Origin of the sequence: Streptomyces sp. NPDC014733 (genome assembly GCF_043083385.1) — a bacterium.
Classification (GTDB): domain Bacteria; phylum Actinomycetota; class Actinomycetes; order Streptomycetales; family Streptomycetaceae; genus Streptomyces.
Map to the genome: position 1 here is coordinate 1 of NZ_JBIBYO010000016.1, position 16,495 is coordinate 16,495.

A 16,495-nucleotide genomic window follows, 5' to 3' on the forward strand; every position below is an offset into this window, starting at 1 on the left:
AGTAGGACGCCGCCGAACAATTTTTCAGCTCCGGTCTCCGGGAACCAGTGAATGGTTTCCGGAGACCGGAGCTTTTTTGCGTTCGGCCACAGGTGATGGTGGCGCTGTTCGTGGAGCGAGAGTGCACAGAGCCCGTGGGGGCGCTCTTCGCGTCGTTCTGAGCTATCGGCATTCCTCTTTCGGTCTTCATTGCCGCCCTCTCCCCCTCTTCTGTCCCCCTGTTCGTAGGGCGGGTCGTAGGCAGTGCGGCAGCGCGGTGGCGGCCACAGGCCGGGGGCTCAGCAGTGTCGTACGGGTTGCTGAGGGGAGGTTCGGGCGGATGCGGCAGGGACCGGCTGTGGGCAGGAAGAGGAAGAGGGAATGGGGGAGCAGAAACACGTCCGCCCCGCCTCCCTGGGAGGGAGACGGGGCGGGAAGCGGCGCGGTGTGCCGGGCCGGGGAGCGCCTGGGGCTTTGCGGGCCTTGGCGCCGGTGTGTCAGTTTCCGTCGGCGGTCTGGCTGGGGACGGTGGGCGTGGGGCCCGGGGTGCCGTAGTCGGTGAGGCCGGCGGCGTGGGCGAGTTCGATGTCGAGGGACTCGCGGCGGATGCGCTGGTCCATGTAGAGGAGGGCCGTCACGCCCGCGCTGAGCGGGAAGGTGAGGGCGGATCCGATGACTGAGCCGACGCCCAGGACGGTCAGGAACGTCCAGCCCGTGGCATCGGCGGTGCCGCTCATCCAGCTCAGGAGGGTGTCGCCGTCGATGATGAAGGCGATCAGCGTGACGGGGATCTGGACGAGGAACGCGACGACGCCGACGATCACGTACATCAGCAGCTGGATGCCCAGGACGCGCCACCAGGAGCCGCGTACCAGCTTGGCGGAGCGGCGCATCGAGGCGAGGACGCCCTGCTTCTCCAGCATCAGGGCGGGCGGGGCGAGGCTGAACCGTACCCACAGCCAGATGGCCACGGCGCCGCCGGCCAGCAGGCCCAGCGAGCCGAGGGCGAATCCGGCGGGTGCGGAGCCGAGCGCGAGGACGATGCCGCCCGGCAGCGTGCACACCAGGATCACGGCGGTGAGCAGCAGCGTCAGCAGGAAGAGGAGGCCGCAGAGGCGGGGCAGCCGGGGGCGGGCGTCGCGCCAGGCCTCGCCTGCGGTGACCGGGCGGCCGAGGACGGCACGACTGACGATCATGGTCAGCAGGCCGGTCGCGAAGATCGTGGCGAGCAGCCCGATCAGCGAGGTGATGCCGCTGCCGAGGAGGGTCTTCCCCAGGTCGCGGAAGGCCTCGGTGACCGCCTCGGTGGATTCGCCGCGCAGCACGGGGGTGCGGCCGCTCTCCGGGAACCACAGGCCCGTCACGAGGGTGATGGCGGCCTGTGCCACGACGGCGATGGCCAGCGAGATCCCGATGACGGTGCGCCAGTGGGCGCGGAGCGTCGAGAGCGCGCCGTCCAGGATCTCCCCGACGCGCAGGGGCCGCAGCGGGATGACGCCCGGCTTCGCGGCGGGCGGCAGCGGTGCCCAGCCGCCGCCCCAGGGCGGACCACCCGGTACCTGGCCCCCGGGGCCGTGACCTGCGGTGGCGCGTCCCCTAGGGCCGGGGACGCCCGCGGGCGGGGACCACGTACCGGCGGGCGGCTGCTGCTTCGACCACTGTGGCGGTGCCGATGCCTCCTCGCCGGGGCGGTCGTCCGGTGCGGAGGCGGGGTCGGGTCGGTCCCGGTCGCCGCGGTCCGGTTCGTCGGAGGGGGCGGATCCGGGCGAGGCCCAGCCCGGAGAGTTGTTCATCGTCGCTCCTTCATGCTTCCCGGCCGCCGCCGTGACGGTCGGGGACCGGCGTCAGCGGTGGCAGTCATCGTGTCATGGCGGGTGTGGCCCGGTGCCTGTGGCCTGGGAGGGCGGTGAGGTTCTGTCCGGGCGGCGTCCGGCGGCAGACTGGGCGGATGGCCGAACGTCACGAGGTACCCGAGCCGGGCGCCGCGGCGCCCGTCGTCCCGTCGCTGAAGTGGGCGGACCCGCCCGAAGGGCCCGCGGTGGTGCTGCTGGACCAGACCCGGTTGCCCGCCGAGGAGACCGAGCTGGTCTGCGCTGACGTACCGCAGCTGGTACGGGCGGTACGGACGCTGGCGGTGCGCGGGGCGCCGCTGCTGGGGATCGCGGGTGCGTACGGCGTGGCGCTGGCCGCGGCGCGCGGTGACGACGTGACGGCGGCGGCCGAGGAGCTGGCGCACGCCCGGCCCACCGCGGTCAACCTCGGCTACGGGGTGCGGCGCGCAGCCGGTGCCCACCGCGCCGCGGTGGATGCCGGTGCGGGTCCGGAGGCGGCCGCGGCGGCGGCGCTGGCCGAGGCGCGCGCGGTGCACGTCGAGGACGCCGAGGCCAGTGAGCGGATGGCACGCCACGGCCTGGCGCTCCTGGAGGAGCTGCGGCCCGGGGGCGGGCACCGGATCCTCACCCACTGCAACACGGGCGCCTTGGTGTCCGGCGGCGAGGGGACCGCGCTGGCGGTGGTGCTCGCCGCACACCGGCGGGGCGCGCTGCGCAGACTGTGGGTGGACGAGACCCGGCCGCTGCTCCAGGGGGCGCGGCTGACCGCGTACGAGGCGGGGCGGGCCGGGATGCCGTACACCGTGCTGGCGGACGGGGCGGCGGGGTCGCTGTTCGCGGCGGGGGAGGTGGACGCGGTGCTGATCGGGGCGGACCGGATCGCGGCGGACGGCTCGGTGGCCAACAAGGTGGGCAGCTATCCGCTGGCGGTGCTGGCCCGGCACCACGGGGTGCCGTTCGTGGTGGTGGCGCCGTTGAGCACCGTGGATCCGGGGACGGAGCGGGGTGCGGACATCGTCGTGGAGCAGCGTCCGGGGAGCGAGGTGACGGAGTTCGCGGGGAGACTTCCTGTCGCTCCGGCGGGGGCGCCGGCGTACAACCCGGCGTTCGATGTGACGCCCGCGGAGCTGGTGACGGCGATCGTGACGGAGGCGGGGGTGGTCTCGCCGGTGGACCGGGACGGCCTCGCGGAGTTGTGTTCCACGTCACGTTGGAGTACGTCACGATCAGGTAATGGGATGATGGCCGAATGAAGGGACGCGTCCTTGTCGTCGACGACGACACCGCACTGGCAGAGATGCTTGGCATCGTGCTGCGTGGCGAAGGCTTTGAACCGTCGTTCGTGGCGGACGGTGACAAGGCGCTCGCCGCCTTCCGCGAGTCCAAGCCCGATCTTGTGCTGCTCGACCTGATGCTCCCCGGACGGGACGGCATCGAGGTCTGCCGCCTGATCCGGGCCGAGTCCGGGGTGCCGATCGTGATGCTCACGGCCAAGAGCGACACCGTGGATGTGGTGGTCGGCCTCGAATCGGGGGCGGACGACTACATCGTCAAACCGTTCAAGCCCAAGGAGCTGGTCGCCCGGATACGGGCCCGGCTGCGGCGGTCGGAGGAGCCGGCGCCCGAGCAGCTGGCCATCGGTGACCTGGTCATCGATGTCGCCGGGCACTCGGTGAAGCGGGACGGGCGGTCGATCGCGCTGACACCGCTGGAGTTCGACCTGCTGGTGGCGCTGGCCCGCAAACCGTGGCAGGTGTTCACCCGTGAGGTGCTGCTCGAGCAGGTGTGGGGCTACCGCCACGCCGCCGACACCCGGCTCGTCAACGTCCATGTGCAGCGGCTGCGCTCCAAGGTCGAGAAGGACCCCGAGCGGCCCGAGATCGTGGTGACCGTGCGCGGCGTCGGCTACAAGGCCGGGCCCAGCTGATATGAGCCGGACCGGTGCGGCCCCGGAGGAGAAGCGGGGGCGCTCCACCGACTCGGTACGCGGGACGTCTCTCTCGGCGAGGGTGTTCGCGCGGTTGCTCCGTGGCGGGCAGCTGCTGCCCGACGGCGCGGTCAGCGGTCCGGTACATCCGTTGCTGCGGCTGTTCAGCCGGTGGGTACGGCGGCCGCTGCTGCCCGCGCTGCGGCTGTGGCGGCGCAACATCCAGCTCCGGGTCGTCGCCTCGACGCTGCTGATGTCGCTGGTCGTGGTGTTGCTGCTCGGCGTGGTCGTCGTCGGGCAGGTCCGCAACGGTCTGCTCACCGCGAAGGCGCAGGCCGCACAGAGCCAGGCGGCGGGCGGGTTCGGAGTGGCGCAGAAGCTCGCCGACGGCGCGGGGACGGGCACCGGCGCCACCGCGGGTGACGACACCGGGCGCTCCGGAGGCCGCGGCGCCCAGGACTCCGCGACCTGGCTGACCGGTCTGGTCGAGCAGCTGGCCAGCGGCGGCCAGGGCGTGTTCTCGGTCGTGGCGCTCAGCTCGGACTCCGACGAGCCGTTCGGCGACGCCAGCCGGGGCACCCGGGGGCCGCGTGCCTCCGGGGATGTCGATCCGGAGGCGAGCGTGCCGCCGGAGCTGCGGCGGAAGCTGGACGCCAGGGCGGGCACGTTCCGGCAGTACACGCAGATCAAGCGGATCGGCTCCGACGAGGCCCGGCCGGCGCTGATCATCGGCAAGCGTCTCAACGACGTGAACGGCAACCAGTTCCAGCTCTACTACCTCTTCCCGTTCACGCAGGAGGCGGAGACGCTGAAGCTGGTGACGGGCACGCTGGCGACGGCCGGGGTGTTCGTGGTGATCCTGCTCGGCGCCATCGCCTGGCTCGTCGTCCGGCAGGTCGTCACGCCGGTGCGGATGGCCGCGGGGATCTCCGAGCGGCTGGCGGCCGGGCTGCTTCAGGAGCGGATGAAGGTCTCCGGCGAGGACGACATCGCCCGTCTGGGTGAATCGTTCAACAAGATGGCGCAGAACCTCCAGCTCAAGATTCAGCAGCTGGAGGAGTTGTCCCGGATGCAGCGCCGCTTCGTCTCGGACGTCTCGCACGAGCTGCGGACGCCGCTGACGACGGTCCGGATGGCGGCGGACATCATCCACGAGGCGCGCGAGGACTTCGACCCGGCCACCAAGCGCTCCGCGGAGCTGCTCCGCGGTCAGTTGGACCGCTTCGAGTCGCTGCTGGCGGAGCTGCTGGAGATCAGCCGGTTCGACGCCGGTGCGGCGGCGCTGGAGGCCGGGCCGGTCGATCTGCGGGACGTGGTCCAGCGGGTGATCGAGGGCGCCGAGCCGCTGGCCGAGCGGACCGGGACCCGGATCGTGGTGCGCGGCGCCGAACAGCCGGTGATCGCCGAGGCGGATTCCCGGCGGGTCGAGCGGGTGCTGCGCAACCTCGTCGTCAACGCCGTCGAGCACGGTGAGGGCCGTGACGTGGTGGTGCGGCTGGCGTCGGCCGGCGGTCCCAGCGGCGGTGCGGTGGCGGTGGCGGTGCGCGACTACGGCGTGGGTCTGAAGCCGGGCGAGGCGGCCCGGGTGTTCAACCGTTTCTGGCGCGCGGACCCGGCGCGGGCGCGGACGACCGGCGGTACGGGCCTGGGCCTGTCGATCGCCGTCGAGGACGCGCGGCTGCACGGCGGCTGGCTCCAGGCATGGGGCGAGCCCGGCGGTGGTTCGCAGTTCCGGCTGACGCTGCCGCGGATGGCGGGGGAGGCGCTGCGGGGTTCGCCGATCCCGTTGGAGCCGGAGGATTCGCGGCGCAACCGCGCGGCGGCGGCCACGAGCCGTCCCGGCGGCCGCACCCCGGCCGCCCTTCCGCCCGCGTCCCGCCGGGCGCTGCCCGCCGGTCCGTCCGGTGGCGGCGCGTCCCCGGAGGGCGTACGGGAGGACGAGGCGGCGCGCGGGGCGCAGGTGCGCGCCGGTGAGGTGGCCCGGTCCGGTGACCCGGCCGACGGCGTACGGGGCGGGGACCGGGAAGGTGAGCTGCGTGGGCGCTGAGCAGGAGCGACAGCGGGAGGCCGCGGTCTCCCGGAGGGGCCGGGGCGAGGGCGCCGCGGGGCCGGCGGGGGCGGGCGGCGAGGTGTCGCGTCCCCGGGCCGCCCCGGGGGCGCGGCGGCGCCGGGTCCGGGGTGTCGCGCTGCTGGGGTCCGCGGCGCTGGTGCTGGCCGGTTGTGCGTCGATGCCGGAGAGCGGGGACGTCAAGGCGGTCGATCAGTCGCCGCGCGCGGACGGCGATTCGCAGGTGCGGGTGTACGGCGTGCCGCCGCAGGCAGGTGCGCGGCCGACCAACATCGTCCGCAGCTTCCTGGACGCGACCACCAGCGACGAGGCGGATTTCCGGACGGCCACGCAGTATCTGGCGCAGTCGGCGAAGAAGACGTGGCGGCCGTTCCTGGTGACGAACGTGCTCCAGGAGCGCCCCAAACCGGAGAACGGGCCGCAGATCCGCGGGGACCGCGACGGATACACCGTCACGCTGTCGGGTAGTCAGGTCGCCACGGTGGACGCCGCGCACGCGTACACGCCGGAGGAGAAGCCGTACCACCGCACGATCCACCTCATCAAGGAGAAGGGGCAGTGGCGGATCGACCGGCTGCCCAACGGGCTGGTGCTCGGGCAGTCCGATTTCCAGCGCATCTACCAGTCCGTCAACAAGTACTACTTCGCGTCCTACAAGACGGAGTCCCAGGAGCCCAAGGCGCGCCGTGACGTCCTGGTCGCCGACCCCGTCTACCTGCGGCGACGGATAGATCCGATCACCGCGAGCGTGCAGGCGCTGCTGGACGGGCCGAGCAACTGGCTGAACCAGGTCACCGTCTCGCAGTTCCCCTCCCGCACCCGGCTGGCCAGCCGCAGTCTGTCGCTCGACGACTCCAACGCGCTGCGGGTGAAGCTCACCAAGGAGGCGGTGAGCACCGACACCGGGCAGTGCCGGCGGATGGCTGCTCAGTTGTTCTTCACCGTCCAGGACATGACCCGGGCGTCGAAGATCAGCGAGGTGGAGCTGCAGGACGACAACGGCAACTCGCTGTGCGTCCTGAGCCAGAGCCGGGCGGAGCGGGACTTCGCGCCGCAGCCGCGCACCGGCGGACCGGCCGACGAGTACTACCTCGACGCCCAGCACCGGCTCGTCGCGCTGTCGGACACCGCGGCCGAGGCGTCGCCGGTGCGCGGTCCGTTCGGTACGGGCAAGACCCCGCTGGGCTCGGTCGCGGTCGCGCGGGACGAGCGCACCGCCGCCGGCGTGTCGGCCGACGGCAGGGCGCTGTACGTCGCCGCGCTGGAGGACGGTACGGAGCGGGGCGGGCCGATGCTGACCAGCGCGGTCAAGGACGGTCTGACGGCGCCCAGTTGGGACGGTCTGGGTGATCTGTGGATCGCCGAGCGCACCGCCCACGGTTCGCGGCTGCTGCGGATGCGTGAGGGCAAGGGCGATCCGGAGCAGGTGGCGGTGCCCGGTCTGGGCGACCGGCGGATCAAGGCGATCCGGATGGCCGCGGACGGCATCCGGATAGCGATCCTCGTGGAGGACGGCGGGCGGACGACGCTGCAGCTCGGCCGGGTCGAGCGGGGCGGTTCGTCGGCGCGCCCGCTGCTGTCGGTCGAGGAACTGCGGCCGATCGCACCGCAGTTGGAGGACGTGGTCGCGGCGTCCTGGGCGGGCGGCAGCCGGTTGGTGGTCGTCGGCCGGGAGTCGGGCGGCGTGCAGCAGATGCAGTTCATGGAGACCGACGGATCCGCGTCGAACGTGCCGAGCCTGCCCGGCGTCACGGGCGTCAAGGCGGTGGCCGCGTCCGAGGACGAGACCCGCCCGCTGATCGCCGACGCCGTCGACGGCATCGTCCGGTTGCCGCCGGACGCCAATTGGAAGACCGTGGCGAAGGACGGTACGGCACCGGTCTACCCGGGGTGAGTGCGCGGTGACGCGGCCGGGGGCCGGTGCGCCCGGAGGGGTTGTCCACAGGGCTGGCGGCGGGCCGTCCCGGGCGTGACAGTGGAGCCATGCGCGGGATGTGGCGGGAGCTGGCCGGGCTGGTGCTGCCGGTGGAGTGCGCCGGGTGCGGGGCGGCGCGGACGGAGCTGTGCGGGCCGTGCCGTCGGCAGCTGGCGCGCGGCGGCCGTGGGGCGGCCCGGGTGCGCCCGGACCCGCCGCCGGCCGGGCTGCCCGAGGTGTGGGCGGGAGCGGTCTACGCCGACGAGGTGCGGGCGGTGCTGCTCGCGCACAAGGAACGGGGCGCGCTGCGGCTGGCCGAGCCGTTGGGCGCGGCGCTGGCGGGCGCGGTACGGGGCCTGTGCGGGCGGCAGGGCGCCGCGGGTCCGCGTGCGGGTCCGGTGGTGCTGGTCCCGGTGCCGTCGGCGCGGCGGGCGGTGGCCGGGCGCGGGCACGACCCGGTGCGGCGGCTGGCGTACGCCGCCGCCCGCGAGCTGCGGCGGACGGGCCGGGCGGCGCGGGTGTGGGCCGGGCTGCGGCAGTGCAGACCGGTGGCGGACCAGGCGGGGCTGGGCGCCCGGGAGCGGCGCGCCAATCTCGCGGGGGCCCTGGAGGTCCGGGGCGGGGCCGGCGGGCCGGTGGCGGCGGAGCGGGTGGTGCTGGTGGACGACCTGGTGACCACGGGGGCGACGCTCGCCGAGGCCGGGCGGGCGGTGGCGGCGGCGGGCGGTCGGGCGCCGGGGGCGGCCGTGGTGGCCGCGCCGGGGGCGGCGTTCGCCGCGGAGCGGAACCGGGGCGGGAAACCGGACGTTCCCGGTATGACAGGGAACGGCAGTGACAGGACGACTCCGGAGAGGTGAAATCCACTCGAACGTAGCTGGTTGCCGTGAGGGGGTGCCGACACCCGCCGGAGCGAGCTATGTTCGGTTGTGAGGACTTGGCAGACGCTTTGCCTCGAATGTCGTGCTGGGTGCGTATGAGGCCGTTTGCCGCGACCCTGAAATCAGGAGAGTGGAGAGCCCGTCCCCGGGGGAGGAGGAGGTGAAAGTCGCCAAGTCCGAGGCTTCGGCACTCACCGGAGCCTGGTGCAAGAAGGAATCGCACCGCCTTCCGGGCGGAGCGATCCGGGAACGGAGTTCTGCGTGGACATCGTCGTCAAGGGCCGCAAGACCGAGGTGCCCGAGCGGTTCCGCAAGCACGTGGCCGAGAAGCTGAAGCTGGATAAGGTCCAGAAGCTCGACGGCAAGGTGATCAGCCTGGACGTCGAAGTGTCCAAGGAGCCGAACCCGCGGCAGGCCGACCGTTCCGACCGGGTGGAGATCACCCTTCGCTCCCGCGGCCCGGTGGTCCGGGCCGAGGCGGCGGCAGGTGATCCGTACGCGGCGCTGGATCTGGCCACCGCGAAGCTGGAGGCACGGCTGCGCAAGCAGCACGACAAGCGCTTCTCCCGTCGGGGCAGCGGCCGGATCCCGGCCAGCGACGTCGCGGTGAGCGTCCCCGACGCCGCGAACCTCAAGCCCAACGGAGAACTCGCGACGGACGTGATGTCCGAGGAGCAGGTGCCCACCAAGAAGGTGGCGTCGCTGGAGGTCCGGGGGGACGGCCCGCTGGTCGTCCGCGAGAAGACCCACTCCGCGGCGCCCATGGCACTCGACCAGGCGCTCTACGAGATGGAGTTGGTCGGTCACGACTTCTATCTCTTCGTCGACGCCGAGACGAAGCAGCCCAGTGTCGTCTACCGGCGGCACGGTTACGACTACGGCGTCATCCACCTGAACCCCGATTCGTTCGGGGAGGAAGGAGCCGGGGGCGCGGGGGGCGCACTCGGCGGCTGACCTCATCCCCACGGTGCCCCCGGCGTGCGCCCGGGGGCACCATCGTGCCTGCAAGGGGGAGGAGTTGATGCCGTATAGAGTTGGTGCCGGGCCATGGCGCGGGGGCACCTGGGGTGCCGGGGACGCGGCCGTATGGCGTTGATCGGGCTGGCCGCGGGGGCTGTTGTCAACCAGCCTTGTGTCCAAGCTCTGGCCATCGGGCCGGGCAGTTGACGGGGAGGGACGATGGGGGACAGCTTCGGACCCGTGCGCGGCGACGCGGACGACGGCGGTAGCGGCGCCGGTGACGCGTTCGGGAGGGGAGCGGAGCCGTCACGCAAGGAACCGATCCGGGTGCTGGTCGTCGACGACCACGCCCTCTTCCGGCGGGGCCTGGAGATCGTGCTGGCCCAGGAGGAGGACATCCAGGTCATCGGCGAGGCCGGGGACGGCACCGAGGCGGTGGAGAAGGCCGCCGATCTGTTGCCCGACATCGTGCTGATGGACGTACGGATGCCCCGGCGCGGCGGCATCGAGGCGTGCACCGCCATCAAGGAGGTGGCCCCCAGTGCGAAGATCATCATGCTGACGATCAGCGATGAGGAGGCCGACCTCTACGAGGCGATCAAGGCAGGGGCCACCGGCTATCTGCTCAAGGAGATCTCCACGGACGAGGTGGCCACCGCCATCCGGGCCGTCGCGGACGGGCAGTCGCAGATCAGCCCCTCGATGGCGTCCAAGCTGCTCACCGAGTTCAAGTCGATGATCCAGCGCACTGACGAGCGACGGCTGGTGCCCGCGCCCCGCCTCACCGACCGGGAGCTGGAGGTCCTCAAGCTCGTCGCCACCGGTATGAACAACCGCGACATCGCCAAGGAACTCTTCATCTCCGAGAACACCGTGAAGAACCACGTCCGCAACATCCTGGAGAAGCTCCAGCTGCATTCCCGGATGGAAGCGGTGGTCTACGCGATGCGGGAGAAGATCCTCGAAATCCGGTGAGGCCGGGCGGGCGGCGGTCCCGGCGCAGGGACGGCGTCCCCGCACGCACGGCCCGGCCGACGCGAGCCGCCCCGGCGGTCAGCCGCCCAGGCGTATCAGCTCCCGGCGCAGCGCAGCGGCGTGCGCCGGGTCGTCGCAGCGCTCCACCCGGACGGTGTCGCACCCCACCCAGCCCGCCGCCTCGTACAGCGCCTGCGCCATCGGGCGAGCGGCCTCGGTGTCGTCCATCGAGACCTGGCGGGCGACGAGCGTGGTGCCCTCGCGGGCCGGGTCGACCCGGCCGATCAGCCGTCCCCCGGACAGCAGCGGCATCACGAAGTAGCCGTGTATCCGCCGGGCGCGCGGGACGTACGCCTCCAGGCGGTGGGTGAAGCCGAAGATCCGCTCGGTGCGCGGGCGGTCCCAGATGAGGGAGTCGAACGGGGAGAGCAGCGTCGTGCGGTGACGGCCGCGCGGCGGCGTGGCGAGCGCCGCGGGGTCGGCCCAGGCGGGCTTGGACCAGCCCTCGACCTCGACCGGCACCAGCCCGGAGTCGGCCACCACGGCGTCGACCTGCGCGGCCTTGAGGCGGTGGTAGTCGGCGAGATCGGCGCGGGTGGCGACGCCCATCGCCGCGCCCGCCTGCGCCACCAGCCGGCGCACACACTCGTCGTCGGCCGGCTCGTCCGCCAGCAGCGGGGCCGGTACGGCGCGCTCGGCGAGGTCGTAGACCCGCTTCCAGCCGCTGCGCCGGGTGCAGACCACCTCGCCGTACATCAGGGCGCGCTCCACGGCGATCTTCGACGCGCTCCAGTCCCACCACTCGCCGCCGTTCTTCGCGCCGCCCAGCTGGCTCGCGGTGAGCGGGCCCCGCTCCCGCAGCTGCGTGAGGACGGCGTCGTAGGCGGCGGGGGACAGCTCGTGGTGCCAGTGCGGGCGGGAGCGGTAGGCGCGGCGGCGGAAGGCGAAGAGCGGCCACTCCTCGACGGGCAGGATGCAGGCGGCGTGCGACCAGTACTCGAAGCTGCGCTCGCCGCTCCAGTAGGCGGACTCGATCTCCGTACGGTCGACGGCGCCGAGGCGGCTGTACGGGATCAGCTCGTGCGAGCGGGCGAGCACCGAGATCGTGTCGAGCTGCACCGAGCCGAGGCGGCGCAGCACCCCGCGGACCCCGGCGCGGCGGCCGTCCGCCCCCAGCAGGCCCTGGGCGCGCAGCGCCAGCCGCCGCGCCTCGTCACGGGAGAGCGCGGTCACGGAGTGCGGTTGCGGAGTCACGGCGGTCATGCGGCACAGAGTAGGGGTGCCCACTGACAACGCCCCGGCCGCCGTGGCCCGCACCGGGCGGAGCCGCGCGTTCCGGTCCGGGCCGCCGCTTCACTCCCCGTACGGCAGATACGGCGTCCGCGTCGCGGGCTCCCCGGAAGGGGCGTCGAGGTCCGGCAGGTCGGAGGGGAGGAGCGAGCCGATCCAGACGTCCCGGCGGGTACCGGCGCGGACCAGCTCGCCGCGGAGCGTGCCCTCCCGGTGGAAGCCGGTGCGGCGGGCGACCGCCCACGAGCCGTGATTGCCGGCCTCGGCGCGCCACTCCAGGCGCTCGACGCCCAGATCACGGAAGGCCCAGCGCACCACCGCGGCGGCGGCCTCGGAGGTGTAGCCCTTGCCGCGGTGCTCCCGGACGGTCCAGTACCCCAGCTCGGCCTGGCGCTCCGGGGTGCGCAGACGCTCCAGACGGACCAGCCCCACCGCTCCGACCAGCACATTCGTGTCCCGGGTGAGTACCGCGAACGACAGATCGGTGTCCGCGCGCCAGCCCTGCGGGGAGAACGCGCCCGTGAAGTGCTCGGCGTCCCGGACGGTGTACGGGGAGGGGACGCTGGTCCAGCGCGGGATGTCCGGATCCTGGCAGGCGGCGTGCACCGCGGACGCGTCCGACGGCCGGAACGGGCGCAGCAGCAGGCGCTCCGTGGTGAGGGTGACGGGTCTCATGGAGGGATTCTGCGGCCCCCGGGGCACGGGTGCGAAGGGATTTCACCGCCCGGCCCGGCACCTTCTCGCGGGCTCGCGCGTTCATGGGAAGGGGGGTCGGCAGGGTTCGCTGCGGCGGACCTCCCGACCGGACGGCGTCCTCCTTTACGATGGCCGTTGCGGCGGGGCCTGCCCCTTGGAAAAATGCCGCGCCCGCGCACTCGACCGTGCAGGCCCGACCGGCAAGGAGACCAGCCCAAGTGTCCGTCTTCAACAAGCTCATGCGTGCAGGCGAAGGAAAGATCCTGCGCAAACTGCACCGCATCGCGGGGCAGGTCAACTCCATCGAAGAGGACTTCGCGGCCCTCTCCGACGCCGAGCTGCGGGCGCTCACCGATGAGTACAAGGAGCGCTACAAGGACGGCGAGAGCCTGGACGACCTGCTGCCCGAGGCGTTCGCCACGGTCCGCGAGGCGGCCAAGCGGGTGCTCGGCCAGCGCCACTACGACGTCCAGCTGATGGGTGGCGCGGCCCTTCACCTGGGATACGTCGCCGAGATGAAGACCGGTGAAGGCAAGACCCTCGTCGGCACCCTTCCGGCGTATCTGAACGCCCTCTCCGGCGAAGGCGTCCACCTCATCACGGTCAACGACTACCTCGCCGAGCGCGACTCCGAGATGATGGGCCGGGTCCACAAGTTCCTGGGGCTGAGGGTCGGTTGCATCCTCGCCGACATGACCCCGGCGCAGCGCCGTGAGCAGTACGCCTGCGACATCACGTACGGCACCAACAACGAGTTCGGCTTCGACTACCTCCGCGACAACATGGCCTGGTCGCAGGATGAACTCGTCCAGCGGGGCCACAACTTCGCGATCGTCGACGAGGTCGACTCCATCCTCGTCGACGAGGCCCGTACGCCGCTGATCATCTCCGGTCCGGCCGACTCCGCCACCAAGTGGTACGGCGACTTCGCCAAGTTGGTGCGCCGTCTGAAGAAGGGCGAGGCGGCCAACCCGCAGCGCGGCATCGAGGAGACCGGCGACTACGACATCGACGAGAAGAAGCGCACCGTCGGTATCCACGAGTCCGGCGTCAGCAAGGTCGAGGACTGGCTGGGGATCGACAACCTCTACGAGTCGGTGAACACCCCGCTGGTCGGCTACCTCAACAACGCCATCAAGGCCAAGGAGCTGTTCAAGAACGACAAGGACTACGTCGTCATCGACGGCGAGGTCATGATCGTCGACGAGCACACCGGCCGTATCCTCGCCGGTCGCCGCTACAACGAGGGCATGCACCAGGCCATCGAGGCGAAGGAGGGGGTGGAGATCAAGGACGAGAACCAGACGCTCGCCACGATCACACTCCAGAACTTCTTCCGCCTCTACAACAAGCTCTCCGGTATGACCGGTACGGCGATGACCGAGGCCGCCGAGTTCCACCAGATCTACAAGCTCGGCGTCGTCCCGATCCCGACCAACCGCCCCATGCAGCGGATGGACCAGGCCGACCTGATCTACCGCACCGAGCCCGCGAAGTTCGACGCGGTGGTCGACGACATCGTCGAGAAGCACGCGAAGGGCCAGCCGATCCTGGTCGGCACCACCTCCGTCGAGAAGTCCGAGTACCTCTCGCAGCAGCTCAAGAAGCGCGGCGTCGACCACGAGGTCCTCAACGCCAAGCACCACGAGCGGGAGGCGTCGATCGTCGCCCAGGCCGGCCGCAAGGGCGCCGTGACGGTGGCCACGAACATGGCCGGCCGAGGCACGGACATCAAGCTCGGCGGCAACCCGGACGACCTCGCCGAGTCCGAACTGCGCCGCCGCGGCCTCGACCCGGTCGAGCACGTCGAGGAGTGGGCGGCCGCCCTGCCGGACGCGCTGGAGCGCGCCGAGGCGGCCGTGAAGGCGGAGTTCGAGGAGGTCAAGGAGCTGGGCGGGCTCTACGTCCTGGGCACCGAGCGCCACGAGTCGCGCCGGATCGACAACCAGCTGCGCGGCCGCTCCGGCCGTCAGGGCGACCCGGGCGAGTCGCGGTTCTACCTCTCCCTGGGTGACGACCTGATGCGGCTGTTCAAGGCCCAGATGGTCGAGCGCGTCATGGCCATGGCCAACGTCCCCGACGACGTCCCGATCGAGAACAAGATGGTCACCCGGGCCATCGCCTCCGCCCAGTCGCAGGTCGAGCAGCAGAACTTCGAGACGCGGAAGAACGTCCTGAAGTACGACGAGGTGCTCAACCGCCAGCGCGAGGTCATCTACGGCGAGCGCCGCCGCGTCCTGGAGGGCGAGGACCTCCAGGAGCAGATCAAGCACTTCATGGACGACACCATCGACGCCTACATCCAGGCGGAGACGGTCGAGGGCTTCGCCGAGGAGTGGGACCTGGACCGCCTGTGGGGCGCGTTCAAGCAGCTCTACCCGGTGAAGGTCACCGTCGAGGAGCTGGAGGACGAGGTCGGCGACCGCGCCGGGATCACCTCCGACTTCATCGCCGAGGCGGTCAAGGACGACATCGCCCAGCAGTACGCCGCCCGCGAGGAGCAGCTGGGCTCCGACATCATGCGGGAGCTGGAGCGCCGCGTGGTGCTGTCCGTCCTGGACCGCAAGTGGCGTGAGCACCTCTACGAGATGGACTACCTCCAGGAGGGCATCGGCCTGCGGGCGATGGCCCAGAAGGACCCGCTGGTCGAGTACCAGCGCGAGGGCTTCGACATGTTCACCGCCATGATGGAGGGCATCAAGGAGGAGTCCGTCGGCTACCTGTTCAACCTGGAGGTCCAGGTCGAGCAGCAGGTCGAGGAGGTCCCGGTGGCGGAGGGCGCGGCGACGTCCCTGGAGAAGGAGGCCCCGGAGGCGGTTCCCGCCGGTGCGGGCCGTCCCGAGATCCACGCCAAGGGCCTGGAGGCGCCGCAGCGGCCGGACCGGCTGCACTTCTCGGCACCGACGGTCGACGGCGAGGGCGGCGTGATCGAGGGCGACTTCGCCAGCGACGAGGCCCCGGCCCGTTCGGAGTCGGACGGTCTGACCCGCGCCGAGCGCCGCAAGGCCCAGAAGGGCGGCCGGCGCCGCAAGAAGTGACCTGAGCCGTGCCGGCGGGGCCCCGAGGACGCGTCCTCGGGGCCCCGCCGTCGTCTGTGCCCCGGACGCCTTCCGGGCCCAGGCGTCGGCCGACCGCGGGAGCCCGGTTGCGTACGGCCGGTTGCGTACGGCCGCGGCAGGGACGGCCGGTGCGCGTACGGGCGTGGCGGGGCCGCCGGTGGCGTGCGGCACGGTCAGCCCAGGCCGGTGCCCGGGCCGTCCGGGGCCGGGCCGATGTCCAGGGCGGCGCAGCGCCAGCGGGCGTCGGCGCCCAGCTCCAGCCGGAAGGCGAGGGCGCGCAGCCGCTCACCGTGGGCGATCCGGGCGAACGCCTCGATGACGCCGTCGCACGGTTTGCTCAGCCCGCACTCCCGCAGGGTCGGCACGGTGTGCGGCCACGTGCCCCGCAGCGGGGCGAGCGGCGCCAGCTCGATCAGCCGGTCGTAGGCGGCGGGCAGCGCATGGCCGAGGAGGGCGTGGACGGGCAGCTCGCCGGTGAGCGTGAGCAGCAGCTGCCGGGCGAACCACTGATGCGGCCGACGCTCCTGAGCGCGCCGCTGGGCACCGGGCGACGGCAGCGCGGCACCGCCCGCCGTCCGCCTGCTGACCGCGGCCGCAGCGGTCACGGAGCGCCCGGGAAGAGTGCGTCCGGCGGTGGGCCTCGCCCCCGGGTGCCCGGTGGGCCTCGTGCCCGCGCGGCCGGCGGGGCCCGAGCCCGCGCGGCCGGTCGGCCGGGCACCCGCGCGCCCCCGGGGGCCGGGGCCCGGGCGGGAGCCTCCGGCGTTCCCCGTGGGCCTGCGGCCCGCCGGGGAACGGGGCGGGGCGCCGCCGGGGGCGGGCGCTGCGGCGGTGCCTCGTGCCTGGGTGCCGGCGCCGCCGGGGGCCGGTGTGCCGGGTGGTGCGGGCGTCACCGAGGCGCCGGAAGGCGTGCGGGGCC

12 protein-coding genes are annotated in these 16,495 nt (G+C 72.7%); 8 read left to right on the forward strand and 4 right to left on the reverse strand.

Going from position 1 to position 16,495, the window contains the following annotated elements; all coding sequences use genetic code 11:
* Positions 1–476 precede the first annotated feature (476 nt).
* On the reverse strand, positions 477–1,772 hold the full coding sequence (locus tag ACF1BH_RS27170; RefSeq protein WP_391646581.1) for a hypothetical protein: 1,296 nt from the start codon (positions 1,770–1,772) through the stop codon (positions 477–479).
* 155 nt (positions 1,773–1,927) lie between these two features.
* On the opposite strand from ACF1BH_RS27170, the gene mtnA reads away from it, so the two are divergent.
* The 7 genes from mtnA to ACF1BH_RS27205 all read left to right on the forward strand — a co-directional run bounded on the left by mtnA (position 1,928) and on the right by ACF1BH_RS27205 (position 10,534).
* A complete protein-coding gene (mtnA, locus tag ACF1BH_RS27175; protein WP_391646583.1) occupies positions 1,928–3,064 on the forward strand; it encodes an S-methyl-5-thioribose-1-phosphate isomerase in 1,137 nt (378 codons plus the stop codon).
* Complete coding sequence (gene mtrA, locus ACF1BH_RS27180) at positions 3,061–3,738, forward strand: two-component system response regulator MtrA (protein ID WP_391646586.1); 678 nt, start codon at positions 3,061–3,063, stop codon at positions 3,736–3,738. The genes mtnA and mtrA overlap by 4 nt, the downstream gene beginning before the upstream one ends.
* Position 3,739: 1 nt before the next feature.
* On the forward strand, positions 3,740–5,785 hold the full coding sequence (mtrB, locus tag ACF1BH_RS27185) for an MtrAB system histidine kinase MtrB (RefSeq protein WP_391646588.1): 2,046 nt from the start codon (positions 3,740–3,742) through the stop codon (positions 5,783–5,785).
* A gap of 82 nt (positions 5,786–5,867) precedes the next feature.
* On the forward strand, positions 5,868–7,700 hold the full coding sequence (locus ACF1BH_RS27190) for an LpqB family beta-propeller domain-containing protein (protein ID WP_391646764.1): 1,833 nt from the start codon (positions 5,868–5,870) through the stop codon (positions 7,698–7,700).
* Between the two features lie 89 nt (positions 7,701–7,789).
* Positions 7,790–8,578: a ComF family protein gene (locus ACF1BH_RS27195; protein ID WP_391646590.1), complete on the forward strand. Its 789-nt coding sequence runs from the start codon at positions 7,790–7,792 to the stop codon at positions 8,576–8,578.
* A gap of 282 nt (positions 8,579–8,860) precedes the next feature.
* Positions 8,861–9,553 carry a ribosome hibernation-promoting factor, HPF/YfiA family gene (gene hpf / locus ACF1BH_RS27200; RefSeq protein ID WP_391646592.1) on the forward strand — a complete coding sequence of 231 codons (693 nt, stop codon included), beginning with the start codon at positions 8,861–8,863 and terminating at the stop codon, positions 9,551–9,553.
* Positions 9,554–9,778: 225 nt separating this feature from the next.
* Positions 9,779–10,534: a response regulator gene (locus ACF1BH_RS27205; protein WP_391646594.1), complete on the forward strand. Its 756-nt coding sequence runs from the start codon at positions 9,779–9,781 to the stop codon at positions 10,532–10,534.
* A gap of 78 nt (positions 10,535–10,612) precedes the next feature.
* Here ACF1BH_RS27205 and ACF1BH_RS27210 read toward each other — a convergent pair whose 3' ends face one another.
* The gene (locus ACF1BH_RS27210) at positions 10,613–11,797 is read right to left on the reverse strand and encodes a winged helix-turn-helix domain-containing protein (RefSeq protein WP_391646596.1); all 1,185 of its coding nucleotides are present in this window, start codon (positions 11,795–11,797) and stop codon (positions 10,613–10,615) included.
* 90 nt (positions 11,798–11,887) lie between these two features.
* The gene (locus ACF1BH_RS27215) at positions 11,888–12,499 is read right to left on the reverse strand and encodes a GNAT family N-acetyltransferase (RefSeq protein ID WP_391646598.1); all 612 of its coding nucleotides are present in this window, start codon (positions 12,497–12,499) and stop codon (positions 11,888–11,890) included.
* 239 nt (positions 12,500–12,738) lie between these two features.
* On the opposite strand from ACF1BH_RS27215, the gene secA reads away from it, so the two are divergent.
* Entirely contained in the window at positions 12,739–15,558 is a 2,820-nt protein-coding gene (gene secA, locus ACF1BH_RS27220) for a preprotein translocase subunit SecA (RefSeq protein WP_391646600.1), read from the forward strand.
* Positions 15,559–15,752: 194 nt separating this feature from the next.
* Here the strand turns inward: secA and ACF1BH_RS27225 are convergent, their stop codons facing one another.
* Positions 15,753–16,184 (reverse strand): Rv3235 family protein, encoded by a 432-nt coding sequence (locus ACF1BH_RS27225; protein ID WP_391646602.1) that lies wholly within the window; start codon positions 16,182–16,184, stop codon positions 15,753–15,755.
* Positions 16,185–16,495 lie beyond the last annotated feature (311 nt).

Excerpts from the sequence above, each read along its gene's own strand:
- ACF1BH_RS27170 (WP_391646581.1), bottom strand. The coding sequence starts at position 1,772 with ATGAACAACTCTCCGGGCTGGGCCTCGCCCGGATCCGCCCCCTCCGAC.
- mtnA (WP_391646583.1), top strand. The coding sequence starts at position 1,928 with ATGGCCGAACGTCACGAGGTACCCGAGCCGGGCGCCGCGGCGCCCGTC.
- mtrA (WP_391646586.1), top strand. The coding sequence starts at position 3,061 with ATGAAGGGACGCGTCCTTGTCGTCGACGACGACACCGCACTGGCAGAG.
- mtrB (WP_391646588.1), top strand. The coding sequence starts at position 3,740 with ATGAGCCGGACCGGTGCGGCCCCGGAGGAGAAGCGGGGGCGCTCCACC.
- ACF1BH_RS27195 (WP_391646590.1), top strand. The coding sequence starts at position 7,790 with ATGCGCGGGATGTGGCGGGAGCTGGCCGGGCTGGTGCTGCCGGTGGAG.
- ACF1BH_RS27205 (WP_391646594.1), top strand. The coding sequence starts at position 9,779 with ATGGGGGACAGCTTCGGACCCGTGCGCGGCGACGCGGACGACGGCGGT.
- ACF1BH_RS27210 (WP_391646596.1), bottom strand. The coding sequence starts at position 11,797 with ATGACCGCCGTGACTCCGCAACCGCACTCCGTGACCGCGCTCTCCCGT.
- ACF1BH_RS27215 (WP_391646598.1), bottom strand. The coding sequence starts at position 12,499 with ATGAGACCCGTCACCCTCACCACGGAGCGCCTGCTGCTGCGCCCGTTC.